Genomic DNA, 26,034 nt, shown 5'->3' with positions numbered 1-26,034 from the left:
GTCAAGGATAAGACGCTGTGTTGCGGCTGGCAGTATTTAATGACGAGAAACCGTCCGGGCGTACTTCAGAATTTACGCGAAGCGATTGGTGCTACACTTGTATGTAGCGCATCTTTCTTTACGGTCAATGAGCAAGGTGTTAAATTGATCACGTTTTAGGCCATTTTTTCGACTGAACGCACAAAAAAAAGGTCGTAAAAGGTAACGGTTATTTTTGTCATTTGGTTTATCCCGAATGGTGAAGGTTGTTGGTAAGCGGATCGCGCTGCGACAATCGACGGCATGACGGGTAGCAACATCAGGCGATACGTCTTGTACCTCTATATTGAGACTCTGAAACAGAGACTGGATGCCATTAATCAACTGCGTGTGGATCGCGCGCTTGCTGCCATGGGACCTGCTTTCCAGCAGGTGTACAGTCTTCTGCCGACATTATTGCACTATCACCATCCGCTGATGCCGGGATACCTCGATGGTAACGTTCCCAGAGGCATTTGCTTTTACACGCCTGATGAAACCCAACGCCACTATCTGAACGAACTGGAACTGTATCGCGGTCTGGCGCCGCAGGATCCGCCAAAAGGTGAGTTGCCGATTACCGGCGTTTATTCCATGGGCAGCACCTCCTCTGTCGGACAAAGCTGTTCGTCGGATCTTGATATCTGGGTGTGCCACCAGTCCTGGCTGGACAGTGAAGAACGACAACTGCTGCAGCGTAAATGCAGTCTGCTGGAAAGCTGGGCCGCTTCGCTGGGGGTGGAAGTCAGCTTCTTCCTGATTGATGAAAACCGTTTCCGCCATAATGAAAGCGGCAGTCTGGGTGGTGAAGACTGTGGCTCGACGCAGCATATCCTGCTGCTGGATGAATTCTACCGTACCGCGGTGCGTCTCGCCGGTAAGCGTATTCTGTGGAATATGGTGCCGGGCGATGAAGAAGAGCATTACGACGACTACGTTATGACGCTCTACGCTCAGGGTGTGCTCACGCCAAACGAATGGCTGGACCTGGGCGGATTAAGCTCGCTCTCCGCTGAAGAGTACTTTGGCGCCAGCCTCTGGCAACTGTATAAAAGTATCGATTCACCGTACAAGGCGGTGCTGAAAACGCTGTTGCTGGAAGCCTACTCCTGGGAATACCCCAATCCACGCCTGTTGGCGAAAGACATTAAACAGCGCCTGCATGACGGCGAGATCGTCTCGTTTGGTCTTGACCCGTACTGCATGATGCTGGAACGCGTGACGGAATACCTCACGGCGATTGAAGATCCGACGCGCCTGGATTTAGTGCGCCGATGTTTTTACTTAAAAGTTTGCGAAAAACTGAGCCGCGAACGCGCCTGCGTCGGCTGGCGTCGTGAAGTGCTCAGTCAGTTAGTAAGCGAGTGGGGATGGGACGAAAATCGTCTGGCCATGCTCGACAACCGGGCGAACTGGAAGATTGATCAGGTACGTGAAGCGCACAACGAACTGCTCGATGCCATGATGCAGAGCTACCGTAATCTGATCCGCTTTGCGCGTCGTAATAATCTCAGCGTCAGCGCCAGTCCGCAGGATATTGGCGTTCTGACCCGTAAGCTGTACGCCGCGTTTGAAGCGTTACCCGGTAAAGTCACGCTGGTGAACCCGCAGATTTCGCCGGACCTCTCTGAACCGAACTTAACCTTTATCCACGTTCCGCCAGGTCGCGCCAATCGTTCAGGTTGGTATCTCTACAACCGTGCGCCAAACATGGATTCCATCATCAGCCATCAGCCGCTGGAATATAACCGCTATCTGAATAAGCTGGTGGCCTGGGCGTGGTTTAACGGTCTGCTGACGTCGCGCACGCATCTGTTTATTAAGGGCAACGGCATTGTCGATCTGCCGAAATTGCAGGAGATGGTGGCCGATGTGTCGCACCATTTCCCGCTACGTTTGCCTGCGCCGACGCCGAAAGCGCTCTACAGCCCGTGTGAAATTCGCCATCTGGCGATCATCGTTAACCTCGAATATGACCCGACGGCGGCATTCCGCAATCAGGTGGTCCATTTTGACTTCCGTAAGCTGGATGTTTTCAGCTTTGGCGAAGAGCAAAATTGCCTGGTGGGCAGCGTAGATCTGCTGTACCGCAACTCGTGGAATGAAGTGCGTACGCTGCATTTCAACGGCGAACAGGCGATGATAGAAGCACTGAAAACGATTCTGGGCAAAATGCACCAGGACGCCGCGCCGCCGGACAGCGTGGAAGTGTTCTGCTACAGCCAGCATCTGCGTGGTTTGATTCGTACTCGCGTGCAGCAACTGGTTTCAGAGTGTATCGAGCTGCGTCTCTCCAGTACCCGTCAGGAGACAGGGCGCTTTAAGGCATTGCGCGTTTCCGGTCAGACATGGGGCCTGTTCTTTGAACGTCTGAATGTGTCGGTACAGAAGCTGGAAAACGCCATTGAGTTCTACGGCGCAATTTCGCATAACAAATTGCACGGCCTGTCAGTTCAGGTGGAAACCAATCAGGTGAAACTGCCGTCGGTCGTGGATGGCTTCGCCAGCGAAGGGATCATTCAGTTCTTCTTTGAAGAGACCGGTGATGAGAAGGGCTTTAACATCTACATTCTGGACGAGAGTAACCGGGCGGAAGTGTATCATCACTGCGAAGGCAGCAAAGAAGAGCTGGTGCGCGACGTCAGCCGCTTCTACTCCTCGTCGCACGACCGCTTTACCTACGGCTCCAGTTTCATCAACTTCAACCTGCCGCAGTTCTATCAGATTGTGAATACGGACGGGCGCGCACAGGTGATCCCGTTCCGCGCACAATCACTCGGCAACGTTCCGCCAGCCAATCAGGATAACGACACGCCGCAGTTGCAGCAGTATTTCTCGTGATAGTTTTGCCGGATGTTATCCGGCAAATAAGACTTAACGGAAGCTGACTTCTTCGCCCGCCTGATGCGTTGCCGCCTGTTCCAGCAGATCCCAGAAGGTTTCTCCGCTCCGGTCGCAAACCCATTCGTCCCCTTTCAGGTCAAAATGGTAGCCGCCCTGTTTGGTCGCCAGCCACACCTGGTGCAGCGGTTCCTGACGGTTAATAATGATTTTGCTGCCGTTTTCAAAGCTAATGGTCAGTACGCCGCCATTGATTTCGCAGTCGATATCGCTGTCGCCGTCCCAGTCGTCAAGACGTTCTTCGATGGTCATCCACAAGGTATCGGCCAGGTGATGAAATTCACTGTCGTTCATTGTCGTTTCCCGTTTTTTCGTGATGGCGGCAGTATAACCTGAAACAAATCGCGTTGCAGATTACAGGCAAACTCTTGCTTTTACGCCTTCTCCTGCGATGATAGAAAACAGAAAGTATGAACTTACAGGCAATCCATAATGAAAAACGTGTTTCAGGCACTCGCTGTTCTTCTCACTCTGTTCAGCCTGACGGGTTGTGGCCTTAAAGGGCCGCTCTATTTCCCTCCGGCTGATAAAAATGCACCGCCGCCGACTAAACCGGTTGATACACAAACGCAATCCACCACGCCCGATCAAAACGATCGTGCCACGGGAGATGGGCCTTCCCAGGTGAACTACTGACGGTGTGTTTCTGTACCCGCGTGAACGGAGTGAATAATGCAATTCTCTAAAATGCATGGCCTTGGCAACGATTTTATGGTCGTCGACGCGGTAACGCAGAATGTCTTTTTTTCGCCAGAATTGATCCGTCGCTTATCTGACAGGCATCTGGGGGTGGGGTTTGATCAACTGCTGGTGGTTGAACCTCCGTACGATCCTGAGCTGGATTTTCATTACCGCATTTTTAATGCCGACGGCAGTGAAGTGTCGCAGTGTGGTAACGGCGCGCGCTGTTTTGCCCGTTTTGTGCGCCTCAAGGGGTTAACCAACAAACGTGATATTCGCGTCAGTACGGCGAATGGGCGGATGGTGTTGAGCGTGACGGACGATGAGTTAGTGCGCGTCAACATGGGTGAACCCAATTTTGAGCCATCGCAGGTGCCTTTTCGCGCTAACAAAGCGGAAAAGACCTATATTATGCGAGCGGCGGAACAGACAATATTGTGCGGTGTCGTTTCAATGGGTAATCCGCACTGTGTGATTCAGGTCGACGATGTTGATACGGCGGCGGTGGAAACGCTGGGACCGGTTCTGGAAAGTCACGAACGTTTTCCTGAACGGGCCAATATCGGTTTTATGCAGATCTTGAAACGCGAGCATATTCGCCTACGCGTTTATGAGCGCGGCGCGGGAGAGACACAGGCCTGTGGGAGCGGCGCGTGCGCGGCCGTCGCCGTCGGCATTCAGCAAGGTTTGCTGGCGGAAGAGGTCCGCGTGGAATTACCGGGCGGTCGCCTTGATATCGCCTGGAAAGGTCCGGGTCATCCGTTATACATGACTGGCCCGGCGGCACATGTCTATGACGGGTTTATCCATCTATGAAGCAGCCAGGGGAAGAACTACAGGAAACGCTTACGGAACTCGATGACCGGGCGGTCGTCGACTATCTGCAGAAAAATCCTGAGTTTTTTATCCGCAATGCGCATGCCGTGGAAGCGATGCGGGTGCCGCACCCGGTGCGGGGCACTGTCTCGCTCGTTGAGTGGCACATGGCCCGCGCGCGTAATCACATTAACGTCCTTGAAGAAAATATGTCGCTGTTGATGGCGCAGGCGAATGCCAACGAAAGCCTGTTTTATCGCCTGTTGCATTTGCAGGGACGTCTGGTTGCCGCGACCAGCCTGGACGATATGCTGATGCGCTTTCATCGCTGGGCGCGTGAACTGGGCCTTGCCGGTGCCACGGTGCGCCTGTTTCCCGATCGCTGGCGTCTCGGCGCGCCGTCAAGCTATACCCATCTGGCGTTAAGCCGCCAGGCCTTCGAACCGCTGCGTATTCAGCGGCTGGGGCAGGAGCAGCACTATCTGGGCACCTTAAACGGTCCGGAATTGCTGGTGGTGTTGCCGGAAGCGAAGGCGATTGGTTCGGTGGCGATGTCGATGCTGGGACGTGACGGCGATTTGGGCGTCATTTTGTTCAGCAGCCGCGACACGCATCACTATCAGGCAGGCCAGGGAACGCAACTCCTGCATGAAATCGCGCTGATGATGCCGGATCTGCTGGAGCGCTGGGTTGAACGCGTATGACGGACTTTGCCACCGATGTCACCCGATTTCTGCGCTATCTGGGCGTAGAACGCCAGCTTAGCCCCATCACGCTGAAAAACTATCAGCGTCAGCTTGATGCCATCATCGCTTTAGCCGGAGAAACCGGACTGCAAAGCTGGCAACAATGTGACGCTGCAATGGTGCGCAGTTTTGCGGTGCGCAGCCGCCGTAAAGGACTTGGCCCTGCGAGTCTCGCGCTACGCCTCTCTGCTCTGCGCAGCTTCTTCGACTGGATGGTTAGCGAAGGCAAGCTGAAAGCCAATCCGGCGAAAGGGGTACAGGCACCCAAAGCGCCGCGCCATTTGCCGAAAAATATCGATGTTGATGATGTGAACCGTCTGTTGGATATCGACCTTAACGATCCGCTCGCCGTGCGCGACCGCGCGATGCTGGAGGTGATGTACGGTGCGGGTCTGCGTTTGTCGGAGCTGGTGGGGCTGGACATCAAACATCTGGATCTCGACAGCGGTGAAGTGTGGGTGATGGGGAAAGGCAGCAAAGAGCGTCGCCTGCCCATTGGTCGCAATGCGGTGGCGTGGATTGAGCACTGGCTGGATCTGCGCGGGTTGTTTGGCAGCGAGGAAGACGCGCTGTTCCTGTCGAAGCTGGGCAACCGTATTTCCGCGCGCAACGTGCAAAAGCGTTTTGCCGAGTGGGGCATTAAGCAGGGGTTAAACAGCCACGTGCATCCGCATAAGCTGCGCCACTCGTTTGCCACGCATATGCTGGAATCGAGCGGTGACCTGCGAGGCGTACAGGAACTGCTGGGACACGCCAACCTCTCGACCACGCAAATCTATACTCATCTTGATTTTCAACACCTGGCCTCGGTGTACGATGCGGCGCATCCACGCGCCAAACGGGGGAAATAATGCGTTTTTACCGGTCTCCAGGACCCATCTCGGCGATCACGTTCGATCTCGATGACACTCTTTACGATAACCGCCCGGTTATCCAGCGCACCGAACAGGAAGCGCTCGCCTTTGTGCAAAACTACCATCCGGCGCTACGCACGCTGCAAAATACTGATCTGCAACGCTTGCGTCAGGCGGTACGGGAAGCGGAGCCGGAAATTTACCACGATGTCACCCGCTGGCGTCATCGCGCCGTCGAGCGTGCCATGCTAAACGCCGGACTCTCCGCGCAGGAGGCGGTTGCGGGGGCGAATGCCGCGATGATGAACTTTGCGAAGTGGCGCAGTCAGGTCGATGTCCCGCAAGAGACGCACGACACGCTGAAAGCGTTAGCGAGAAAGTGGCCGCTGGTGGCGATCACCAACGGCAACGCGCAGCCGGAGCTGTTCGGCCTCGGCGACTATTTCGAATTTGTGCTGCGCGCCGGTCCGGACGGACGCTCAAAGCCGTTCAGTGATATGTACTTCCTGGCGGCGGAAAAGTTAACTGTGCCGATCGGCGAGATCCTGCACGTGGGCGACGATCTGACGACCGACGTTGCCGGGGCGATCCGCAGTGGGTTGCAGGCCTGCTGGATTAAACCGGAAAATGCCGACCTGATGCACACTTTTGACAGCCGCTTACTGCCACATATTGAGATTTCACAGTTGGCATCTCTGACCTCGCTGATATAATCACCAGCAGTTCTGTATAAATACACAGCTTTTTGGCGGATGGCGCGACGCTTATCCGCCCTACTTCTTTTAATGCGGCGGTGCCAATGGACGTTTCTTATCTGCTCGACAGCCTCAATGATAAACAGCGCGAAGCGGTGGCCGCGCCACGTAGCAACATGCTGGTTCTCGCGGGGGCAGGGAGCGGTAAGACACGCGTACTGGTACACCGTATCGCCTGGCTGCTGACGGTAGAAAATAACTCGCCGTATTCGATTATGGCGGTAACCTTTACCAATAAAGCGGCGGCGGAGATGCGTCACCGTATCGGCCAGATTATGGGCACCAGCCAGGGCGGCATGTGGGTCGGCACTTTCCACGGTCTGGCGCACCGACTGCTGCGCGCGCATCACATGGATGCGAATTTGCCGCAGGATTTTCAGATCCTCGACAGCGAAGACCAGTTGCGTCTGCTCAAGCGTCTGATTAAGGCGATGAACCTCGACGAGAAGCAGTGGCCGGCGCGTCAGGCGATGTGGTACATCAACGGACAGAAAGACGAAGGTCTACGCCCACATCATATTCAGAGTTTCGGTAACCCGATTGAGCAGACCTGGCAGAAGGTGTATCAGGCCTATCAGGAAGCGTGCGATCGTGCGGGGCTGGTGGATTTTGCCGAACTACTGCTGCGCGCGCATGAGCTGTGGCTCAACAAACCGCATATTCTTCAGCACTACCGCGAACGTTTCACGAATATCCTGGTGGACGAATTCCAGGATACCAACAACATCCAGTATGCCTGGATCCGTCTGCTGGCTGGCGATACCGGCAAAGTGATGATCGTGGGCGATGACGACCAGTCGATCTACGGCTGGCGCGGCGCGCAGGTAGAAAACATCCAGCGCTTCCTGAACGACTTCCCCGGTGCGCAAACCATCCGTCTTGAGCAGAACTACCGCTCAACCAGTAATATTCTCAGCGCGGCGAACGCTCTGATCGAGAACAACAATGGGCGTCTGGGTAAAAAGCTGTGGACCGATGGCGTCGAAGGCGAGCCCATTTCACTCTACTGCGCGTTTAACGAGCTGGATGAAGCGCGCTTTGTCGTCAACCGGATCAAAACCTGGCAGGACAACGGTGGCGCGCTGGAGCAGTGCGCTATTCTCTACCGCAGTAACGCCCAGTCGCGTGTGCTGGAAGAGGCGCTGCTACAGGCCAGTATGCCGTACCGCATATACGGCGGCATGCGCTTCTTCGAGCGTCAGGAAATCAAAGATGCGCTCTCTTATCTGCGCCTGATTGCGAACCGCAATGATGACGCCGCCTTTGAACGCGTGGTGAATACCCCGACGCGCGGGATTGGCGATCGGACGCTGGACGTGGTGCGCCAGACGTCACGCGATCGCCAGCTCACGTTGTGGCAGGCGTGCCGCGAACTGTTGCAGGAAAAAGCGCTGGCCGGTCGTGCCGCCAGTGCGCTGCAACGCTTTATGGAACTCATTGACGCACTGGCACAGGAAACGGCAGATATGCCGCTGCACGTGCAGACTGACCGGGTGATTAAAGATTCCGGCCTGCGCATGATGTACGAGCAGGAGAAAGGCGAGAAAGGTCAGACCCGCATCGAGAACTTAGAGGAACTGGTGACGGCGACGCGCCAGTTCAGCTACAACGACGAAGACGAAGATCTGATGCCGTTGCAGGCCTTTCTCTCCCATGCGGCGCTGGAAGCGGGCGAAGGGCAGGCGGATACCTGGCAGGATGCGGTACAGCTCATGACGCTGCACTCGGCGAAAGGGCTGGAGTTCCCGCAGGTGTTTATCGTCGGGATGGAAGAGGGGATGTTCCCCAGCCAGATGTCACTGGATGAGGGCGGACGCCTTGAAGAAGAGCGTCGTCTGGCCTATGTCGGCGTGACCCGTGCGATGCAGAAACTGACCCTAACCTATGCCGAAACGCGTCGCTTGTATGGCAAAGAGGTGTATCACCGTCCGTCGCGCTTCATCGGTGAGTTGCCGGAAGCGTGCGTTGAAGAGGTCCGTCTGCGTGCAACGATCAGCCGTCCGGTGAGCCATCAGCGGATGGGGACGCCGATGGCGGAAAACGACACCGGTTACAAGCTGGGCCAGCGTGTGCGCCATGCTAAGTTCGGCGAGGGCACCATTGTGAATCTGGAGGGCAGCGGCGAACACAGCCGGTTGCAGGTGGCTTTCCAGGGACAGGGAATTAAATGGCTCGTTGCTGCGTATGCGAAGTTAGAAACGGTCTAACTTATAGATAACTATCACTTTAATTTCCCCCTCTGCTAACCTTTCTGCATAAGGGGAAATTATTACTTTTTCGCGTTTCGTTGCGTGTTGACGGCAAATTTTTGCTGGCGTAACATGCGCGCACGATTACGCTAAGAGGACATTCGCCTTGGACACACCCAGTAGATACTGGCTCATTATCCTGTCATCCAGGATCAACTCCTAAGGCTATCCCTTTTTGCTGATAGCCTTAGCGGTTGTCAGCGACCTTCTCTTTTTTCCCGTCGCGCTGAGTCAGGCTGTTTAATGGTCTGAAACCCAATTTGTTTCTGTGTGCCCACCGAACTGTCCGATATTTTTAAGCATTGGGAGTCCCGGTCATGCTGAGCGCATTTCAACTGGAAAATAACCGACTCACCCGGCTGGAAGTCGAAGAGTCACAAACCCTGATTGATGCCGTCTGGGTCGACCTGGTCGAGCCCGACGACGACGAGCGACTGCGCGTACAATCTGAGCTGGGCCAGAGCCTGGCGACCCGTCCTGAACTGGAAGACATCGAAGCATCCGCCCGTTTCTTCGAAGACGAAGACGGTCTGCACATCCACTCCTTTTTCTTCTTCGAAGATGCGGAAGACCACGCGGGTAACTCCACTGTGGCATTCACCATCCGCGATGGTCGCCTGTTTACCCTGCGTGAACGTGAACTGCCCGCGTTTCGTTTGTATCGTATGCGCGCCCGCAGCCAGGCCATGGTTGACGGTAACGCCTATGAACTGCTGCTGGATCTGTTCGAAACCAAAATCGAACAGCTGGCGGATGAAATCGAAAACATCTACAGCGATCTGGAAGAGCTGAGTCGGGTGATTATGGAAGGGCACCAGGGCGATGAGTACGATGAAGCCCTCTCGACGCTGGCAGAACTGGAAGATATCGGCTGGAAAGTCCGCCTGTGTCTGATGGATACCCAGCGTGCGCTGAACTTCCTGGTCCGCAAGGCGCGTTTACCGGGCGGACAACTGGAACAGGCGCGCGAGATCCTGCGAGATATCGAATCCCTGCTGCCGCACAATGAATCCCTGTTCCAGAAAGTGAACTTCCTGATGCAGGCGGCGATGGGCTTTATCAACATCGAGCAGAACCGCATCATCAAGATCTTCTCGGTGGTTTCCGTGGTTTTCCTGCCGCCGACGCTGGTGGCCTCCAGCTATGGGATGAACTTTGAGTTTATGCCTGAACTGAAGTGGAGCTTTGGCTACCCGGGCGCGATTATCTTTATGCTGCTCGCCGGTCTGGCACCGTATCTGTACTTTAAACGGAAGAACTGGCTGTAATGGTTATGCCGGATGGCGCTTCGCTTATCCGGCTTACAGAAAGTACATCATCATAGGCCGGATAAGGCACAGCCGCCATCCGGCAACCCCCCTAACTCCGACGTCCACGTCTCTGCGTATAAATCGCATCTGTCACGAAGATCGCCAGCGCGACCCAGATAAAGGCAAATGTCACCATTTTATCCGCGCCCGGCACTTCACCGTAGAACGTGACGGCCAGCAGGAACATCAGCGTCGGGCCGATGTACTGGAAGAAACCCAGCGTAGAAAGGCGCAGGCGCGTCGCCGCACCGGTAAAGCACAGCAGCGGAACCGTGGTCACCACCCCGGCGGCAATCAGCAGCAGGTTGAGCGACATCGGGTTCTGCCCCATATGGCTGGTTGAGCTGTCGGCGATACCGAACAGGTAGATGGCGGCAACAGGCAACAGCCACAAAGTTTCCACCAGCATCCCGGTTTGCGCTTCAACGGCGATTTTTTTGCGTACCAGACCGTAAAAGGCAAAGCTGAACGCCAGTCCCAGCGCGATGACGGGCAGTGAACCGAAGGTCCAGAGCTGCACCAGAACGCCACAGGTCGCCAGAATTACCGCCAGCCACTGCATCCGACGGAAGCGTTCACCGAGGAAAAGCATTCCCAGCACAATGTTCACCAGCGGGTTGATAAAATAACCCAGGCTGGCTTCCAGCATATGGTGGTTGTTTACCGCCCAGATAAACAACAGCCAGTTGCCCCCCACGAGTACCGCCGAGAGCGCCAACAGGAAGATCTTTTTCGGTGTTTTCAGCAGCGCTTTTACGCTCGACCACTGTCGGCTAATGCTGATCAGCGCCACCATAAAGAAAAACGACCAGATCACGCGATGGGTCAGGATTTCATCTGCGGGGACATAATAAATTAGCTTGAAGTACGCCGGAGCGATCCCCCAAATAAAATAGGCGGCAAGCGCGAGTAACACGCCCAGCCGCGTTTGTTTTGCATCCATCGGGAAAAACTCATGTCTGAAATGTAACAACAGTTTACCTGTTTTTACCCCACCATATAAGTGGCGGTGGCGCTGGCAATATAAAGCTGCTCTTCGTTGTGTAATTCCACACGCGCGACGGCGACTTTATTCCCGGCGCGTAGCAGACTGCTGGTGGCGGTAAAGCGATTGCCCCGACCCGGACGCAGGTAGTCTACGCGCAGATCGATGGTCCCCATGCGAGACAGCCGCTGGCGCAGTTCGTCTTCACTGATGGTTTCATGGCGCGTCAGAGTACTGCCGACACACACCAGCCCGGCAGCCACGTCCAGTGCAGAGGCGATCACCCCGCCATGCAGTATGCTTTGCGCCCAGTTTCCCACCATCATCGGCTGATTATTAAACGCCAGTTGGGCAAACTCTTTCTCATAGCGTTCCAGTTCCAGGCCCAGCGCCCGGTTGAACGGCATGTGGTAGACAAACATTTCGCCCACAAGCTTCAGGACTTGCTCAGCAGTCAGTACGGCAGACATACGATTCCAACACTCCATTAGTTAATGAAATGTTGATGTTATGCTTCTTAAATGTTGTTTTCCACTTTAAGACGGGATAACTAACGAGGATGTGTGTAAATATGTAAAATGGTTGGCAGAATAATAGACAAATCAAAAATCTTTCGTTCAGGAGAACAACAAGAATGCGGGCGATTCTGGCTTGGTTGCTACCAGCAGCACTGCTGCCGCTGGCGGCGTATGCGCAAGAGGCGACGGTGAAAGAGGTTCATGATGCACCGGCGGTGCGGGGCAGTATTATCGCCAATATGCTGCAGGAGCATGATAATCCTTTTACGCTCTATCCCTACGATACGAACTATCTGATCTACACCAATACCAGCGACATGAACAAAGAAGCGATCAGTTCCTACAACTGGTCCGAAAATGCCCGCAAAGATGAAGTGAAGTTCCAGCTGAGCCTGGCGTTTCCGATCTGGCGTGGGATCATGGGGTCGAATTCGGTTCTGGGCGCCTCTTATACGCAGAAGTCCTGGTGGCAGTTATCCAATACAGAAGAGTCGTCACCGTTTCGTGAAACCAACTATGAACCGCAGCTGTTCCTGGGTTTTGCTACCGATTACCGCGTTGCCGGATGGACGCTGCGCGACGTGGAAATGGGGTACAACCATGATTCGAACGGGCGTTCCGATCCGACATCACGTAGCTGGAACCGTCTTTACACGCGCCTGATGGCGGAAAATGGCAACTGGCTGGTAGAGGTTAAACCGTGGTACGTCATCGGCAGTACCGACGATAACCCGGATATCACCAAATACATGGGCTATTACCAGCTTAAGGTCGGCTATCACCTGGGCGATGCGGTCCTGAGCGCGAAGGGCCAGTACAACTGGAATACCGGTTACGGCGGCGCGGAGCTGGGGCTGAGTTATCCGATGACGAAGCATATTCGTCTCTATACCCAGGTATATAGCGGGTATGGCGAATCGCTGATCGACTATAACTTTAATCAGACGCGCGTCGGTGTGGGTGTGATGCTCAACGATATCTTCTGATCGATGATTGTGTTTTAAACATTGCAGTTTCTCCCTCAGGCGCTGAAAATAGCGCCTGTTTTGATTTAAGCGAACGGGGTTAATGTGGCGCAGGCGGAAGTGTTGAATCTGGAATCTGGAGCTAAGCAGGTTTTGCAAGAAACCTTTGGCTACCAGCAGTTTCGCCCGGGTCAGGAAGCGATCATCGACACCGTCGTTTCGGGGCGCGACTGCCTGGTCGTGATGCCGACCGGGGGCGGAAAATCCCTCTGCTATCAAATCCCTGCCTTACTGCTCAACGGCCTGACCGTGGTGGTTTCGCCGCTGATTTCCCTGATGAAAGATCAGGTCGACCAACTGCTGGCGAACGGCGTGGCGGCCGCTTGTCTGAATTCGACGCAAACCCGTGAGCAGCAGCTTGAAGTGATGACGGGGTGTCGTACCGGACAAATCCGTCTGCTGTATATCGCTCCTGAACGCCTGATGCTGGATAACTTCCTTGAGCACCTGGCGCACTGGAATCCGGTGTTACTGGCCGTGGACGAAGCGCACTGTATCTCGCAGTGGGGACATGATTTCCGCCCGGAATATGCCGCACTCGGCCAGCTCAGACAGCGTTTTCCCACACTGCCATTTGTCGCGCTGACCGCGACCGCTGATGAAACCACACGGCTGGATATTGTTCGTCTGCTGGGACTGAACGATCCCTTAATCCAGATCAGCAGTTTTGACCGTCCGAACATTCGCTACATGCTGATGGAGAAGTTTAAACCGCTCGATCAACTGATGCGTTACGTGCAGGAACAGCGTGGTAAATCCGGGATTATTTACTGTAACAGTCGTGCGAAAGTGGAGGACACCGCCGCGCGTCTGCAAAGCCGGGGCATTAGCGCCGCGGCATACCATGCAGGGCTGGAAAATCACATCCGCGCCGACGTGCAGGAGAAATTCCAGCGCGACGACCTGCAAATCGTGGTGGCGACCGTCGCTTTTGGCATGGGCATCAACAAACCTAACGTGCGTTTTGTGGTGCATTTCGATATTCCCCGCAACATTGAGTCCTACTACCAGGAGACCGGTCGTGCCGGGCGAGACGGCCTGCCCGCGGAGGCGATGCTGTTTTACGATCCGGCGGATATGGCGTGGCTGCGCCGCTGTCTGGAAGAAAAACCGCAGGGACAGCTACAGGATATCGAACGGCACAAGTTGAACGCGATGGGCGCGTTTGCCGAGGCGCAAACCTGTCGTCGTCTGGTGCTGCTTAACTACTTCGGTGAAGGGCGTCAGGAACCGTGCGGCAACTGCGATATCTGTCTTGATCCGCCAAAACAGTATGATGGCGTGAAGGACGCACAGATTGCGCTCTCGACCATTGGTCGGGTAAACCAGCGTTTTGGGATGGGTTACGTGGTGGAAGTGATACGCGGGGCTAACAGCCAGCGTATTCGCGAACTCGGCCACGACAAGCTCAAGGTGTACGGTATGGGGCGCGAACAGAGTCACGAGCACTGGGTGAGCGTGATCCGCCAGTTGATTCACCTGGGCTTCGTTACGCAAAATATCGCCCAGCATTCCGCGCTACAGCTCACCGATGCTTCACGTCCGCTGCTGCGCGGCGAGGTCACCCTGCAACTCGCAGTGCCGCGTATTGTCGCCCTGAAACCGCGCGTCATGCAGAAATCTTTCGGCGGCAATTACGATCGCAAACTGTTCGCCAAACTGCGCAAGCTGCGTAAAGCTATTGCTGATGAAGAGAATATCCCGCCGTACGTCGTCTTCAACGACGCCACGCTGATTGAGATGGCGGAACAGATGCCGGTTTCCGCGAGCGAAATGCTCAGCGTCAACGGGGTGGGAATGCGCAAACTGGAACGCTTCGGTAAAGCGTTTATGGCGTTGATCCGCGCGCACGTTGATGGTGACGACGAAGAGTAGTCAGCCGGGCAAAAAAGTGCCAGGATGGTGACTCACTGAACTGTTTCCCCCGCGAGTATTTTCATCATGTTAATGTTATTTCTCACCGTGGCGATGGTGCACATTGTGGCACTGATGAGCCCAGGGCCGGATTTCTTTTTTGTCTCGCAGACGGCGGTCAGCCGCTCGCGCAAAGAAGCGATGATGGGCGTGCTGGGCATTACCTGTGGCGTCATGGTGTGGGCGGGCATCGCGCTGCTCGGCCTGCATCTGATCATTGAAAAAATGGCCTGGTTACACACTATTATCATGGTCGGCGGCGGCCTGTATCTGTGCTGGATGGGCTACCAGATGCTGCGTGGCGCGTTGAAAAAGCAGGATGTCGCGGCACCCACGCCGCAGGTTGAGCTGGCGCAAAGCGGTCGCAGTTTCCTGAAAGGGTTACTGACGAACCTGGCTAACCCGAAAGCCATCATCTACTTCGGTTCGGTCTTTTCTCTGTTTGTCGGCGACAGCGTCGGTACTGCCGCGCGTTGGGGGATTTTCGTGCTGATTATCGTTGAGACTTTCGCGTGGTTTACCGTGGTTGCCAGCCTGTTTGCGCTGCCGAAAATGCGTCGTGGCTACCAGCGTATGGCGAAATGGATCGACGGTTTTGCCGGGGCGTTGTTCGCGGGGTTCGGTATCCATCTGATCATTTCGCGCTAAGTCTTTGTGCCGGATACGTGCCAGTTGCTATCCGGCAACCGGTCAGGCGTGGCGCGCCGACGCCAGCAGTGCACCCACCAGCATAAACAGCGAACCGAAGATTTTATTCAACGCTTTCATCTGTTTCGGTCCTTTGATCCACAACGCGATACGCTGCGCCAGCGTGGCGTAGCCGATCATCACCACGATGTCGACTGCAATAGTGGTTACACCGAGCACGATGTACTGCATCAGTTGGGGTTCTTTTGGCATCACGAACTGTGGGAAAAGGGCCGCCAGGAAGACGATGCTTTTAGGGTTTGTCAGGTTCACGAATACGGCGCGTTTAAACAGGCGACCGCGCGACTGGGTCTGGGCCATAGCATTCAGATCAATCGCACCGGCGGCGCGCCATTGCTGGATGCCTAACCAAATCAGATAGGCCGCGCCCGCCCATTTCAGCACCTCAAAGGCGATGACGGAGCGTGAAAACAGCGTGCCCAGACCGACGCCGACCAGCACGATATGAATGCCCAGTCCGGCCTGTAACCCGGCAATCGACGCCACTGCGCCGCGATAGCCGTGATTAAGGGAAGTCGTCATGGTATTGATGGCGCCGGAACCGGGCGAAAGGCTCAAAATTATGGATGTCAGCAGGTAGGCGAACCACCATTCAAAAGTCATGAGAAACTCCCTGATTGCACTTTAAATACACTAAATAATTCGAGTTGCACAAAGGCGGCGACGCAGCGAAATCCCAGGCGCGTACAGGGAGTACATGACGGGGATGAGCGAGGAAAGCCAGCGCATCTGCAGCTTGAAGTATGACGGGTATATGCCACAATACGCTACTGTTGCGGTGTTGTGTCAGACATGATTAAAAAAACGATTTTTACCTGGTAAACGAGGCTGGATACCCGATGTTTCAGCAGCAAAAAGACTGGGAAACGAGAGAAAACGCGTTTGCGGCTTTTTCCATGGGGCCGCTGACAGACTTCTGGCGTCAGCGCGAGGAAGCGGAATTGACCGGCGTCGGTCGTGTGCCGGTGCGGTTTGTCCGGTTTCGCGCAGCGCATAACGATCGTGTCATTGTCATCTGTCCGGGGCGAATTGAAAGCTATGTAAAGTACGCTGAGCTGGCGTATGACCTGTTTCATCTGGGCTTTGATGTCCTCATTATTGACCATCGCGGTCAGGGGCGTTCCGGGCGTATGCTATCGGATCCTAATCGCGGACATGTCGACAATTTCAACGACTATGTTGATGATTTATCGGCGTTCTGGGGACAAGAAGTGCAGCCGGGACCGTGGCGTAAACGTTATATTCTGGCACACTCGATGGGCGGGGCGATTGCGACGCTGTTTTTGCAGCGCCATCCGCATCAGTGCGATGCGATCGCGCTCTGCGCGCCAATGTTTGGTATTGTGATGCGTTTGCCGGACTGGATGGTACGCCATATCCTCGACTGGGCCGAAGGTCATCAGCGTATCCGGGAAGGGTATGCGATCGGCACCGGACGCTGGCGGGCATTGCCCTTTGGCATGAATTTATTAACGCACAGTCGACAACGCTATCGGCGTAATTTACGTTTTTATGCCGATGAGCCGCAGCTGCGCGTCGGCGGCCCAACCTTTCACTGGGTACGGGAAGGCATCCTGGCGGCTGAACAGGTGCTGGCAGGCGCGGGCGATGACGCCACGCCAACTCTGCTGATTCAGGCTGAAGAAGAGCGTGTGGTGGATAACCGCATGCACGAACGTTTTTGTGAACTCCGCGCCGCAGCGGGCCATCCTGTCGAAGGGGGGCATCCGCTGGTCATTAAAGGCGCTTACCATGAGATCCTTTTTGAAAAGGACGCTATGCGCTCAGTTGCGCTTCAGGCTATCGTTGATTTTTTCAACAAGCATAACTCATCAGCGGAAACCGCTTTGCTCAGAGGTTGAATTTTTATATGTATCAGATTGTTGCGTCTGATTTAGATGGCACACTGCTTTCTCCCGACCATACCCTATCCCCCTACGCGAAAGAGACATTGAAGCTGCTGACCGCACGCGGCGTTAACTTTGTCTTTGCGACCGGTCGACATCATGTCGATGTGGGGCAGATTCGCGATAATCTGGAGATTAAGTGCTATATGATTACCTCCAACGGCGCGCGTGTGCATGATATGGATGGCAATCTGGTGTTTACCCATAATCTGGACCGCGATATTGCCAGCGATCTGTTTGGGGTGGTGAACGCGAACCCGGATATCATCACTAACGTCTATCGCGATGACGAATGGTTTATGAACCGCCATCGTCCGGATGAAATGCGATTTTTCAAAGAGGCGGTGTTCCATTACTCGCTGTTTGAACCGGGTTTACTGGAGCCGGAAGGCGTCAGCAAAGTGTTCTTCACCAGTCATTCTCATGACGTCCTGCTGCCGCTGGAACAGGCTATTAATGCGCGCTGGGGCGATCGGGTGAACGTGAGCTTCTCCACGCTCACCTGTCTGGAAGTGATGGCGGGCGGCGTGTCGAAAGGCCATGCGCTGGAGGCGGTCGCCAACGCGATGGGTTACAGCCTCAAAGACTGCATCGCCTTTGGCGACGGGATGAACGACGCTGAAATGCTGTCAATGGCAGGCAAAGGCTGCATTATGGCCGGGGCGCATCAACGCCTGAAGGATCTGCATCCGGAACTGGAAGTGATCGGCTCTAATATCGACGATGCGGTGCCGCATTATCTGCGCGATCTCTTCTTACGCTAAGATGAATGCTGATTAATTAATCAGTTGTCAACTTAACTCTCCGCTACAATGGATACTCCATATTCTACGAGATATCCATTGTGGCGTTACTGATCATTACCACGATCCTGTGGGCTTTCTCCTTCAGCCTGTTCGGGGAATACCTTGCCGGGCACGTCGATAGCTACTTTGCCGTGTTGGTTCGGGTCGGTCTGGCGGCGCTGGTATTCCTGCCTTTCCTGTGTACGCGCGGGCACAGCCTGAAAACTATCGGGCTTTATATGCTGGTGGGAGCCATGCAGCTTGGCATCATGTATATGCTGAGTTTCCACGCTTATCTCTATCTGACTGTCTCTGAACTGCTGCTGTTTACCGTGTTGACGCCGCTCTATATCACGCTGATTTACGATCTGATGAGTAAACGGCGGCTGCGCTGGGGGTATGCGTTTAGCGCGCTGCTGGCGGTGATTGGCGCAGGGATTATTCGTTATGACCAGGTGACCGATCACTTCTGGACTGGTCTGCTGCTGGTACAGCTTTCCAACATCAGTTTTGCCATCGGGATGGTGGGCTATAAACGCCTGATGGAGACGCGCCCGATGCCCCAGCATAACGCCTTTGCATGGTTTTACATCGGCGCATTTCTGGTGGCGGTAGTTGCCTGGTTCTTGTTGGGCAATGCGCAGAAAATGCCGGAAACCACGCTCCAGTGGGGAATTCTGGTGTTCCTGGGCGTGGCCGCTTCAGGCATCGGCTACTTTATGTGGAACTACGGCGCGACACAGGTTGATGCGGGGACGCTGGGTATTATGAACAATATGCATGTGCCCGCAGGGCTGCTGGTCAACCTGGCTATCTGGCACCAACAGCCTCACTGGCCAAGTTTTATTACTGGTGCGATGGTGATATTGGCTTCACTGTGGGTGCATCGAAAGTGGGTCGCTCCGCGCTCCGAACAAACGGCAGATGATCGCAGGCGTGATTGCGCGCCGATCGAATAAACGCCTCAGTCACCGGCTGGCGCTGCTCGCCATCACGCACGGCGGCGTACAGGCGGCTCCATAAGCCCTCTCCCAGGGTTCTGGTCACCACCAGACCCTGGCGTTCAAAACTCTCCACGACCCAGTGCGGCAGGGCAGCAATGCCCATGTTTGCCGCCACCATCTGAATCAACAGCAGAGTATTATCCACGCTTTTCAGTGACGGGCTGACCCCTGCGGGCTGAAGAAAATGACGCCAGACGTCCAGTCGACTGCGTTGTACCGGATAGATCAGCAGCGTTTCGCTGGCTAAATCTTCCGGGGTGATCTGCGTTTTGCTGGTCAGCGGATGCTCGGGTGCCAGCACCAGGCGAACTTCAAAATCAAACATCGGAGAATAATGCAGCCCGCTGCGCGGCAGAATGTCAGAGGTCATCACCAGATCGAGCTCGTCCTGCTGGAGCGCCGGTTGGGGGTCAAACGTCACGCCGGATTTAAAATCCATCTCCACCTGCGGCCATTTGGCGCGGAAGTTTTCCAGCGCCGGGGTCAACCACTGAATACAGCTATGGCACTCAATGGCGATACGCAGACGGGTTTGTTGTGGTTCGTTGCAGGCCTGCAACGCGCGGTTAATTTGTGGCAGAACCTGACTGGCCAGTTGCAACAGGATCTCACCCTGTGGGGTGAAACGCAGCGGCTGACTTTTACGTATGAATAGCCGAAAGCCAAGGCGCTGTTCCAGATCGCTGAACTGGTGAGACAGGGCGGATTGGGTCTGATGCAGCGTCGCCGCGGCGGCTGCCAGTGACCCGGTATTCCGCAACGCCTGGAGCGTTTTCAGGTGTTTAATCTCGATCATGAAAGTCCTTCACTTCGGCATGAACAAATTGCGCTTGAGGAATATACAGTAACTGTCAAATATGGATGTGTAAACATCCAGACGTCCAAAATCCTTCGTATTTTAAATTTATGGTGCGTTGGCTGCGTTTCCCCGCCCTGGTTACTTACTGATGTAAGCTCCCGGGGATGAGCAAACTTGCCACCTTCCCTGAATTAAAAATCCATAGGATTTACATATAATTAGAGGAAGTAAAATGACAATACTGAATCACACCCTCGGTTTCCCTCGTGTTGGCCTGCGTCGCGAGCTGAAAAAAGCGCAAGAGGGCTACTGGGCGGGTAATGTGACCCGTGAAGAACTGCTGGCGGTGGGCCGCGAACTGCGGGCGCGTCACTGGGATCAGCAAAAGCAGGCAGGTATCGATCTACTGCCGGTCGGCGATTTTGCCTGGTACGACCATGTTCTGACCACCAGCCTGCTGCTCGGTAACGTCCCGGCGCGTCATCAGAACAAAGATGGTTCCGTCGATATCGACACCCTGTTCCGCATTGGTCGCGGTCGTGCGCCGACCGGCGAACCGGCTGCGGCGGCAGAAATGACCAAATGGTTTAACACCAACTATCACTATATGGTGCCGGAGTTCGTTAAGGGTCAGCAGTTCAAACTGACCTGGACACAACTGCTGGATGAAGTAGACGAAGCGCTGGCGCTGGGTCACAAGGTGAAACCTGTGCTGCTCGGCCCGGTCACTTACCTGTGGCTGGGCAAAGTAAAGGGCGAGTCGTTCGATCGCCTGAGCCTGCTGAAAGACATTCTGCCGGTTTACCAGCAGGTGCTGGCGGAACTGGCAAAACGCGGCATCGAGTGGGTGCAGATCGACGAACCCGCGCTGGTGCTGGAACTGCCGCAGACGTGGCTGAACGCCTTCAAACCGGCCTACGATGCGCTTTCCGGGCAGGTGAAACTGCTGCTGACCACCTACTTTGAAGGTGTAACGCCTAACCTTGATACCATTGCCGCGCTGCCGGTACAGGGACTCCACGTTGACCTGGTCCACGGTAAAGATGACGTGACAGCGCTGCACAAACGCCTGCCGACTGACTGGCTGCTGTCTGCCGGTCTGGTCAATGGACGCAACGTCTGGCGTGCCGATCTGACAGAAAAATATGCCCAGATTAAAGATATCGTAGGCCTTCGCGATCTGTGGGTGGCCTCGTCCTGCTCATTGCTGCACAGCCCGATCGACCTGAGCGTTGAAACGCGTCTGGATGCGGAAGTGAAGAGCTGGTTTGCCTTCGCCCTGCAAAAGTGTGGTGAACTGACGCTGCTGCGCGATGCGCTGAACAGCGGCGATACCGCCGCCATCGCCGAATGGAGCGCACCGATTCAGGCGCGTCGCCACTCGACCCGTGTGCACAATGCAGCAGTGGAAAAACGTCTGGCGGCCATCACCGCGCAGGACAGCCAGCGGGCGAACCCGTACGAAGTGCGCGCTGAAGCTCAGCGTGCGCGCTTCAACCTGCCTGCATGGCCGACGACCACTATCGGTTCTTTCCCGCAGACTACTGAAATCCGCGGCCTGCGTCTGGACTTCAAAAAAGGTCAGCTTGATGCTAACAACTATCGCACTGGCATCGCGGAGCATATTAAGCAAGCGATTGTTGAGCAGGAACGCTTAGGCCTGGACGTGCTGGTCCACGGTGAAGCCGAGCGTAACGACATGGTGGAATATTTCGGTGAGCACCTCGATGGTTTTGTTTTCACCCAGAATGGCTGGGTGCAGAGTTACGGCTCTCGCTGCGTGAAACCGCCGGTGGTGATCGGCGACGTCAGCCGTCCAGAAGCGATCACCGTAGAATGGGCGAAGTATGCTCAGTCGCTGACTGACAAACCGGTAAAAGGCATGCTGACCGGCCCGGTGACCATTCTCTGCTGGTCCTTCCCGCGTGAAGACGTCACCCGCGAAACCATCGCCAAACAGATCGCGCTGGCACTGCGTGATGAGGTGGCGGATCTGGAAGCGGCAGGCATTGGCATCATTCAGATTGATGAACCCGCACTACGCGAAGGGCTGCCGTTGCGTCGTAGCGACTGGGCGGCTTATCTGGCGTGGGGCGTGGAAGCGTTCCGTATCAACGCGGCGGTGGCGAAAGATGATACCCAGATCCACACCCACATGTGTTACTGCGAGTTTAACGACATCATGGATTCTATTGCCGCGCTGGATGCTGACGTGATCACCATTGAGACCTCACGTTCCGACATGGAGCTTCTGGAGTCGTTCGAAGAGTTCGACTATCCGAACGAAATCGGACCGGGCGTGTATGACATTCACTCGCCGAATGTCCCGAGCGTAGAGTGGATTGAGGCGCTGTTGCAAAAAGCGGCACAACGTATCCCGGCTGAACGCCTGTGGGTGAACCCGGACTGTGGCCTGAAAACCCGCGGTTGGCCGGAAACCCGCGCCGCGCTGGCGAACATGGTGAAAGCCGCGCAGAATCTGCGTCAGGCGTGATCTTCCTGGGCCCGGTAAGGCGAAGTCGCCACCGGGCCTGTTGTCGGGGGGCGGTTCAGACCTGCGTTATTTCTTACTTCCGTACTGTGCAAACCACGCCAGCATTCTTTGCCAGCCGTCTTTGGCAGATTCTTCGTGATAGCTCGAGCGGTAGTCGGCATTGAAGGCATGACCGGCATCAGGATAGACAACAATCTCCGTATTGGCGTTAGCGGCGCGTAAGGCCTGGCGCATGGTCTCCACGCTCTCCTGTGAAATACTGTTATCCTGACCGCCGTACAGACCCAGCACCGGGGCGTTCAGATCGGTCGCCACATCGACAGGATGTTTCGGCGAATTCAACGACTTATCGCCAACCAACTTCCCATACCAGGCTACAGCGGCTTTCAGTTGCGGGTTATGCGCCGCGTACAGCCACGTAATACGTCCGCCCCAACAAAAGCCAGTGATCATCAGACGATGAACATCGCCACCGTTGCGGGACGCCCAACTGGCGACGTGATCCAGATCGGCCAGAACCTGAGAATCCGGCACTTTCGCCACCAGACCGCTCAATAGCGTGGGAATATCGGCGAAATCATTGGGATCGCCTTCGCGGAAGTAGAGTTCTGGCGCGATAGCCAAATAGCCGTCCAGCGCCAGACGACGGCAGATGTCGCGGATATGTTCATGCACGCCAAAGATTTCCTGCACTACAATGACCACAGGCAGTGGGCCATCGCTCTTTTTCGGCCGGGCGTGAAACGCCGGCATCTCGTCCCCCTGAGAAGGGATTGACGTAAAACCCGCGACGATGGCGTCGTCCGGGGTATGCACTGAGGTAGAGGCAATAGGGGATGCTGCAGGTGCAAAACCGGTTTGTGGTGTTGATGTCATGGTATTCTCCGTACCCTTAGAAAAATAGCGCACTATTAACTATAGACAGCCTTTAACCATTCACACTGCCTCAAACGGCTCGCTTTTTGTGCAAAGAAAGAGAAAGTTGGGCTATTGATGTGATGTTGATCACTTTTTGTAGGTAAATTCATGCAAATGAATTGCATCATGGTGATAGCGGTCACGAAAATATCTTAAGTCCTTCGGTAAAGTGTCTTTTTGCTTCTTCTGACAAAAACCGAATCACAGAGGAGTTTTATATGTCCAGGTCTGACGTTTTTCATCTCGGCCTCACCAAGAACGATTTACAAGGGGCTACGCTGGCTATCGTCCCTGGCGATCCGGAACGTGTAGAAAAGATCGCCGCGCTGATGGAGAAGCCGGTTAAACTGGCATCTCACCGTGAATTCACTACCTGGCGCGCAGAGCTGGACGGTAAAGCCGTCATCGTCTGCTCGACCGGTATCGGCGGCCCATCAACTTCTATAGCGGTGGAAGAATTGGCTCAGTTGGGCATTCGTACTTTCCTGCGTATTGGCACCACGGGGGCCATTCAGCCGCATATCAATGTCGGCGATGTTCTGGTCACCACGGCGTCCGTTCGTCTGGATGGTGCGAGCCTGCACTTTGCGCCGATGGAGTATCCGGCAGTCGCTGACTTTGAATGCACCACCGCGCTGGTTGAAGCGGCAAAATCCATCGGTGCCACAACTCACGTGGGCGTAACTGCATCTTCTGACACCTTCTACCCAGGCCAGGAACGTTACGACACTTTCTCCGGTCGCGTAGTACGTCGTTTCAAAGGCTCCATGGAAGAGTGGCAGTCAATGGGCGTGATGAACTACGAAATGGAGTCCGCCACGCTGCTGACCATGTGTGCAAGCCAGGGCCTGCGCGCCGGGATGGTTGCGGGGGTAATCGTCAACCGCACCCAGCAAGAGATCCCGAATGCGGAGACGATGAAACAAACTGAAAGCCATGCGGTGAAAATCGTGGTGGAAGCGGCACGTCGTCTCATCTAATTCTCTTCTCTTCCGTAAACAAGGCCGACGCGTTCGGCCTTTTGCTTTTACGCGATTATTTGCGTACCGCCTCGCAGGAAAGTTCTTTAAAACTGGACGTTTATACAGCACAATTCTATTTTGTGCGGGTGATGTATGGCGTCGGGAGGCATTTTGGATATCTCAATCATCATTTATGCGGTTATTGCGCTGGTGGGCATTGCGCTTGGCTGGCTGATAGCCAGCTATCAGCATGCGCAACAGAAAGCCGAACAATTCGCTGAACGTGAAGAGATGGTTGCGGCATTAAGTGCTGCCAAACAACAGCTTGCCCAAAGTGAACACTGGCGTGATGAGTGCGAGTTGCTCAATAACGAATTACGTAGCCTGCGCAGCATTAACACCTCGCTGGAAGCGGATCTGCGTGAAGTGACCACGCGAATGGAAGCCACACAGCAGCATGCGGAAGATAAAATTCGCCAGATGATCAACAGCGAGCAGCGTCTGAGCGAACAGTTTGAAAACCTGGCAAACCGAATCTTTGAGCAAAGCAATCGCCGGGTTGATGAGCAAAACCGACAGAGCCTGAATGGTCTGCTGACGCCGCTGCGTGAACAACTGGACGGTTTCCGTCGCCAGGTTCAGGACAGCTTTGGTCAGGAAGCGCGAGAACGTCACACCCTGGCGCATGAAATTCGCAATCTCCAACAGCTTAATGCACAAATGGCCCAGGAAGCGGTCAACCTGACGCGTGCACTAAAAGGCGATAATAAAACGCAGGGGAACTGGGGCGAAGTCGTACTCACCCGTGTGCTGGAAGCATCCGGACTGCGTGAAGGTTATGAGTACGAAACGCAGGTCAGTATCGAGAATGACGTTCGTTCCCGCATGCAGCCCGACGTAATTGTACGTTTACCGCAGGGAAAAGATGTGGTGATCGACGCCAAAATGACGCTGGTGGCCTATGAGCGCTATTTTAATGCGGAAGACGATTACACCCGCGAAAGCGCGCTTCAGGAACACATTGCTTCGGTGCGTAACCATATTCGCCTGTTGGGACGTAAGGACTACCAGCAACTTCCGGGGCTGCGCACGCTGGATTACGTGCTGATGTTTATTCCGGTGGAGCCCGCGTTTCTGTTAGCGCTCGACCGACAGCCCGAACTGATTACTGAAGCGCTTAAAAACAATATTATGCTGGTCAGTCCCACGACATTACTGGTGGCGTTGCGAACCATTGCGAATCTTTGGCGTTACGAACATCAAAGCCGTAATGCGCAACAGATTGCGGACCGTGCGAGTAAGCTCTATGACAAGATGCGGCTGTTTGTCGACGATATGTCCTCCATCGGACAGAGTCTGGACAAAGCGCAGGATAACTATCGTCAGGCGATGAAAAAGCTGTCGTCGGGGCGCGGCAACGTGCTGGCACAGGCCGAAGCGTTTCGCGGCTTAGGGGTAGAAATTAAGCGCGAGATTAACCCTGAACTGGCGGAACAGGCCACAACGCAGGATGAAGAGTATCGGTTGCGATCGGTACCTGAAGAGCAGGAAGATGCATCTTATTCCGACGATGACGGGATAAAGCAGCAATCGAATTAGTCCGTTCGGAGTAACCCGGACGGGCAGAAGGGTAGGGCAATGCGCCCCAATCTGTTACACTTCTCGAACAATTTTTTGATGAGCAG

24 protein-coding genes are annotated in these 26,034 nt (G+C 55.0%); 18 read left to right on the top strand and 6 right to left on the bottom strand.

Annotated features, from left to right (window positions below):
• Positions 1-312 precede the first annotated feature (312 nt).
• Positions 313-2,859 (top strand): class I adenylate cyclase, encoded by a 2,547-nt coding sequence (cyaA, locus tag ACQ0PY_RS23970; RefSeq protein ID WP_042998805.1) that lies wholly within the window; start codon positions 313-315, stop codon positions 2,857-2,859.
• Positions 2,860-2,892: 33 nt separating this feature from the next.
• Here the strand turns inward: cyaA and cyaY are convergent, their stop codons facing one another.
• The gene (gene cyaY, locus ACQ0PY_RS23965) at positions 2,893-3,213 is read right to left on the bottom strand and encodes an iron donor protein CyaY (RefSeq protein ID WP_109739674.1); all 321 of its coding nucleotides are present in this window, start codon (positions 3,211-3,213) and stop codon (positions 2,893-2,895) included.
• A 138-nt stretch (positions 3,214-3,351) separates the two neighbouring features.
• Here cyaY and lptM point away from each other — a divergent pair, with 138 nt between their 5' ends.
• The 8 genes from lptM to corA all read left to right on the top strand — a co-directional run bounded on the left by lptM (position 3,352) and on the right by corA (position 10,288).
• A complete protein-coding gene (gene lptM / locus ACQ0PY_RS23960) occupies positions 3,352-3,555 on the top strand; it encodes an LPS translocon maturation chaperone LptM (RefSeq protein WP_042326113.1) in 204 nt (67 codons plus the stop codon).
• Positions 3,556-3,591: 36 nt separating this feature from the next.
• Positions 3,592-4,416: a diaminopimelate epimerase gene (gene dapF / locus ACQ0PY_RS23955; protein ID WP_109739673.1), complete on the top strand. Its 825-nt coding sequence runs from the start codon at positions 3,592-3,594 to the stop codon at positions 4,414-4,416.
• Positions 4,413-5,120, top strand: coding sequence for a DUF484 domain-containing protein (locus ACQ0PY_RS23950; RefSeq protein ID WP_044327586.1), 708 nt, complete (start codon positions 4,413-4,415; stop codon positions 5,118-5,120). The genes dapF and ACQ0PY_RS23950 overlap by 4 nt, the downstream gene beginning before the upstream one ends.
• Positions 5,117-6,013 carry a tyrosine recombinase XerC gene (xerC, locus tag ACQ0PY_RS23945; protein ID WP_044327585.1) on the top strand — a complete coding sequence of 299 codons (897 nt, stop codon included), beginning with the start codon at positions 5,117-5,119 and terminating at the stop codon, positions 6,011-6,013. Before ACQ0PY_RS23950 ends, xerC begins: the two co-directional genes overlap by 4 nt.
• Entirely contained in the window at positions 6,013-6,729 is a 717-nt protein-coding gene (gene yigB, locus ACQ0PY_RS23940) for a 5-amino-6-(5-phospho-D-ribitylamino)uracil phosphatase YigB (RefSeq protein ID WP_042998810.1), read from the top strand. Before xerC ends, yigB begins: the two co-directional genes overlap by 1 nt.
• 86 nt (positions 6,730-6,815) lie before the next feature.
• Positions 6,816-8,978, top strand: a complete 2,163-nt coding sequence (gene uvrD, locus ACQ0PY_RS23935; protein ID WP_044258300.1) for a DNA helicase II — start codon at positions 6,816-6,818, stop codon at positions 8,976-8,978.
• Between the two features lie 148 nt (positions 8,979-9,126).
• Positions 9,127-9,183: a YsgD/CorL family protein gene (ysgD, locus tag ACQ0PY_RS23930; protein ID WP_212723238.1), complete on the top strand. Its 57-nt coding sequence runs from the start codon at positions 9,127-9,129 to the stop codon at positions 9,181-9,183.
• A 154-nt stretch (positions 9,184-9,337) separates the two neighbouring features.
• Positions 9,338-10,288 (top strand): magnesium/cobalt transporter CorA, encoded by a 951-nt coding sequence (corA, locus tag ACQ0PY_RS23925; RefSeq protein WP_042326126.1) that lies wholly within the window; start codon positions 9,338-9,340, stop codon positions 10,286-10,288.
• Between the two features lie 91 nt (positions 10,289-10,379).
• On the opposite strand, the gene rarD is transcribed toward corA, so the two are convergent.
• Both rarD and yigI read right to left on the bottom strand, forming a co-directional pair.
• On the bottom strand, positions 10,380-11,273 hold the full coding sequence (gene rarD, locus ACQ0PY_RS23920) for an EamA family transporter RarD (protein ID WP_042998812.1): 894 nt from the start codon (positions 11,271-11,273) through the stop codon (positions 10,380-10,382).
• Between the two features lie 44 nt (positions 11,274-11,317).
• Positions 11,318-11,785, bottom strand: coding sequence for an acyl-CoA thioesterase YigI (gene yigI, locus ACQ0PY_RS23915; RefSeq protein WP_042998813.1), 468 nt, complete (start codon positions 11,783-11,785; stop codon positions 11,318-11,320).
• A gap of 164 nt (positions 11,786-11,949) precedes the next feature.
• Here yigI and pldA point away from each other — a divergent pair, with 164 nt between their 5' ends.
• The 3 genes from pldA to rhtC all read left to right on the top strand — a co-directional run bounded on the left by pldA (position 11,950) and on the right by rhtC (position 15,420).
• Complete coding sequence (gene pldA / locus ACQ0PY_RS23910) at positions 11,950-12,819, top strand: phospholipase A (protein WP_058587314.1); 870 nt, start codon at positions 11,950-11,952, stop codon at positions 12,817-12,819.
• A gap of 84 nt (positions 12,820-12,903) precedes the next feature.
• The gene (gene recQ / locus ACQ0PY_RS23905) at positions 12,904-14,733 is read left to right on the top strand and encodes an ATP-dependent DNA helicase RecQ (protein ID WP_042998815.1); all 1,830 of its coding nucleotides are present in this window, start codon (positions 12,904-12,906) and stop codon (positions 14,731-14,733) included.
• 66 nt (positions 14,734-14,799) lie between these two features.
• Positions 14,800-15,420, top strand: coding sequence for a threonine export protein RhtC (gene rhtC / locus ACQ0PY_RS23900; RefSeq protein WP_042998816.1), 621 nt, complete (start codon positions 14,800-14,802; stop codon positions 15,418-15,420).
• 42 nt (positions 15,421-15,462) lie between these two features.
• Here the strand turns inward: rhtC and rhtB are convergent, their stop codons facing one another.
• Entirely contained in the window at positions 15,463-16,083 is a 621-nt protein-coding gene (gene rhtB, locus ACQ0PY_RS23895) for a homoserine/homoserine lactone efflux protein (protein ID WP_042998817.1), read from the bottom strand.
• Positions 16,084-16,319: 236 nt separating this feature from the next.
• On the opposite strand from rhtB, the gene pldB reads away from it, so the two are divergent.
• From pldB to bioP, 3 genes are all read left to right on the top strand, one after another.
• Positions 16,320-17,342, top strand: coding sequence for a lysophospholipase L2 (gene pldB, locus ACQ0PY_RS23890; protein WP_042998818.1), 1,023 nt, complete (start codon positions 16,320-16,322; stop codon positions 17,340-17,342).
• Between the two features lie 8 nt (positions 17,343-17,350).
• A complete protein-coding gene (yigL, locus tag ACQ0PY_RS23885) occupies positions 17,351-18,151 on the top strand; it encodes a sugar/pyridoxal phosphate phosphatase YigL (protein ID WP_042998819.1) in 801 nt (266 codons plus the stop codon).
• An 80-nt stretch (positions 18,152-18,231) separates the two neighbouring features.
• Positions 18,232-19,131 carry a biotin transporter gene (bioP, locus tag ACQ0PY_RS23880; RefSeq protein ID WP_109739672.1) on the top strand — a complete coding sequence of 300 codons (900 nt, stop codon included), beginning with the start codon at positions 18,232-18,234 and terminating at the stop codon, positions 19,129-19,131.
• On the opposite strand, the gene metR is transcribed toward bioP, so the two are convergent.
• Positions 19,019-19,972, bottom strand: a complete 954-nt coding sequence (metR, locus tag ACQ0PY_RS23875) for an HTH-type transcriptional regulator MetR (protein ID WP_109739671.1) — start codon at positions 19,970-19,972, stop codon at positions 19,019-19,021. The genes bioP and metR overlap by 113 nt on opposite strands.
• Before the next feature lie 235 nt (positions 19,973-20,207).
• Here metR and metE point away from each other — a divergent pair, with 235 nt between their 5' ends.
• The gene (gene metE, locus ACQ0PY_RS23870; RefSeq protein WP_054176992.1) at positions 20,208-22,469 is read left to right on the top strand and encodes a 5-methyltetrahydropteroyltriglutamate--homocysteine S-methyltransferase; all 2,262 of its coding nucleotides are present in this window, start codon (positions 20,208-20,210) and stop codon (positions 22,467-22,469) included.
• Between the two features lie 66 nt (positions 22,470-22,535).
• Here metE and ACQ0PY_RS23865 read toward each other — a convergent pair whose 3' ends face one another.
• Complete coding sequence (locus ACQ0PY_RS23865) at positions 22,536-23,345, bottom strand: dienelactone hydrolase family protein (protein ID WP_061069437.1); 810 nt, start codon at positions 23,343-23,345, stop codon at positions 22,536-22,538.
• A 260-nt stretch (positions 23,346-23,605) separates the two neighbouring features.
• On the opposite strand from ACQ0PY_RS23865, the gene udp reads away from it, so the two are divergent.
• Entirely contained in the window at positions 23,606-24,367 is a 762-nt protein-coding gene (gene udp / locus ACQ0PY_RS23860; RefSeq protein WP_042998824.1) for a uridine phosphorylase, read from the top strand.
• Positions 24,368-24,520: 153 nt separating this feature from the next.
• On the top strand, positions 24,521-25,948 hold the full coding sequence (rmuC, locus tag ACQ0PY_RS23855) for a DNA recombination protein RmuC (protein ID WP_044267347.1): 1,428 nt from the start codon (positions 24,521-24,523) through the stop codon (positions 25,946-25,948).
• The last annotated feature ends 86 nt before the right edge of the window (positions 25,949-26,034 follow it).

It is taken from the genome of Citrobacter sp. LST-B2 (genome assembly GCF_057983045.1).
Note: the sequence above shows the minus strand (reverse complement) of the source record. Positions and strands in the feature narration are given on the sequence as shown.

Excerpts from the sequence above, each read along its gene's own strand:
- xerC (WP_044327585.1), top strand. The coding sequence starts at position 5,117 with ATGACGGACTTTGCCACCGATGTCACCCGATTTCTGCGCTATCTGGGC.
- yigL (WP_042998819.1), top strand. The coding sequence starts at position 17,351 with ATGTATCAGATTGTTGCGTCTGATTTAGATGGCACACTGCTTTCTCCC.
- cyaY (WP_109739674.1), bottom strand. The coding sequence starts at position 3,213 with ATGAACGACAGTGAATTTCATCACCTGGCCGATACCTTGTGGATGACC.
- pldA (WP_058587314.1), top strand. The coding sequence starts at position 11,950 with ATGCGGGCGATTCTGGCTTGGTTGCTACCAGCAGCACTGCTGCCGCTG.
- uvrD (WP_044258300.1), top strand. The coding sequence starts at position 6,816 with ATGGACGTTTCTTATCTGCTCGACAGCCTCAATGATAAACAGCGCGAA.
- metR (WP_109739671.1), bottom strand. The coding sequence starts at position 19,972 with ATGATCGAGATTAAACACCTGAAAACGCTCCAGGCGTTGCGGAATACC.
- rhtB (WP_042998817.1), bottom strand. The coding sequence starts at position 16,083 with ATGACTTTTGAATGGTGGTTCGCCTACCTGCTGACATCCATAATTTTG.
- yigI (WP_042998813.1), bottom strand. The coding sequence starts at position 11,785 with ATGTCTGCCGTACTGACTGCTGAGCAAGTCCTGAAGCTTGTGGGCGAA.
- metE (WP_054176992.1), top strand. The coding sequence starts at position 20,208 with ATGACAATACTGAATCACACCCTCGGTTTCCCTCGTGTTGGCCTGCGT.
- lptM (WP_042326113.1), top strand. The coding sequence starts at position 3,352 with ATGAAAAACGTGTTTCAGGCACTCGCTGTTCTTCTCACTCTGTTCAGC.
- ACQ0PY_RS23865 (WP_061069437.1), bottom strand. The coding sequence starts at position 23,345 with ATGACATCAACACCACAAACCGGTTTTGCACCTGCAGCATCCCCTATT.
- udp (WP_042998824.1), top strand. The coding sequence starts at position 23,606 with ATGTCCAGGTCTGACGTTTTTCATCTCGGCCTCACCAAGAACGATTTA.
- corA (WP_042326126.1), top strand. The coding sequence starts at position 9,338 with ATGCTGAGCGCATTTCAACTGGAAAATAACCGACTCACCCGGCTGGAA.
- rhtC (WP_042998816.1), top strand. The coding sequence starts at position 14,800 with ATGTTAATGTTATTTCTCACCGTGGCGATGGTGCACATTGTGGCACTG.
- ACQ0PY_RS23950 (WP_044327586.1), top strand. The coding sequence starts at position 4,413 with ATGAAGCAGCCAGGGGAAGAACTACAGGAAACGCTTACGGAACTCGAT.
- yigB (WP_042998810.1), top strand. The coding sequence starts at position 6,013 with ATGCGTTTTTACCGGTCTCCAGGACCCATCTCGGCGATCACGTTCGAT.
- rarD (WP_042998812.1), bottom strand. The coding sequence starts at position 11,273 with ATGGATGCAAAACAAACGCGGCTGGGCGTGTTACTCGCGCTTGCCGCC.
- dapF (WP_109739673.1), top strand. The coding sequence starts at position 3,592 with ATGCAATTCTCTAAAATGCATGGCCTTGGCAACGATTTTATGGTCGTC.
- pldB (WP_042998818.1), top strand. The coding sequence starts at position 16,320 with ATGTTTCAGCAGCAAAAAGACTGGGAAACGAGAGAAAACGCGTTTGCG.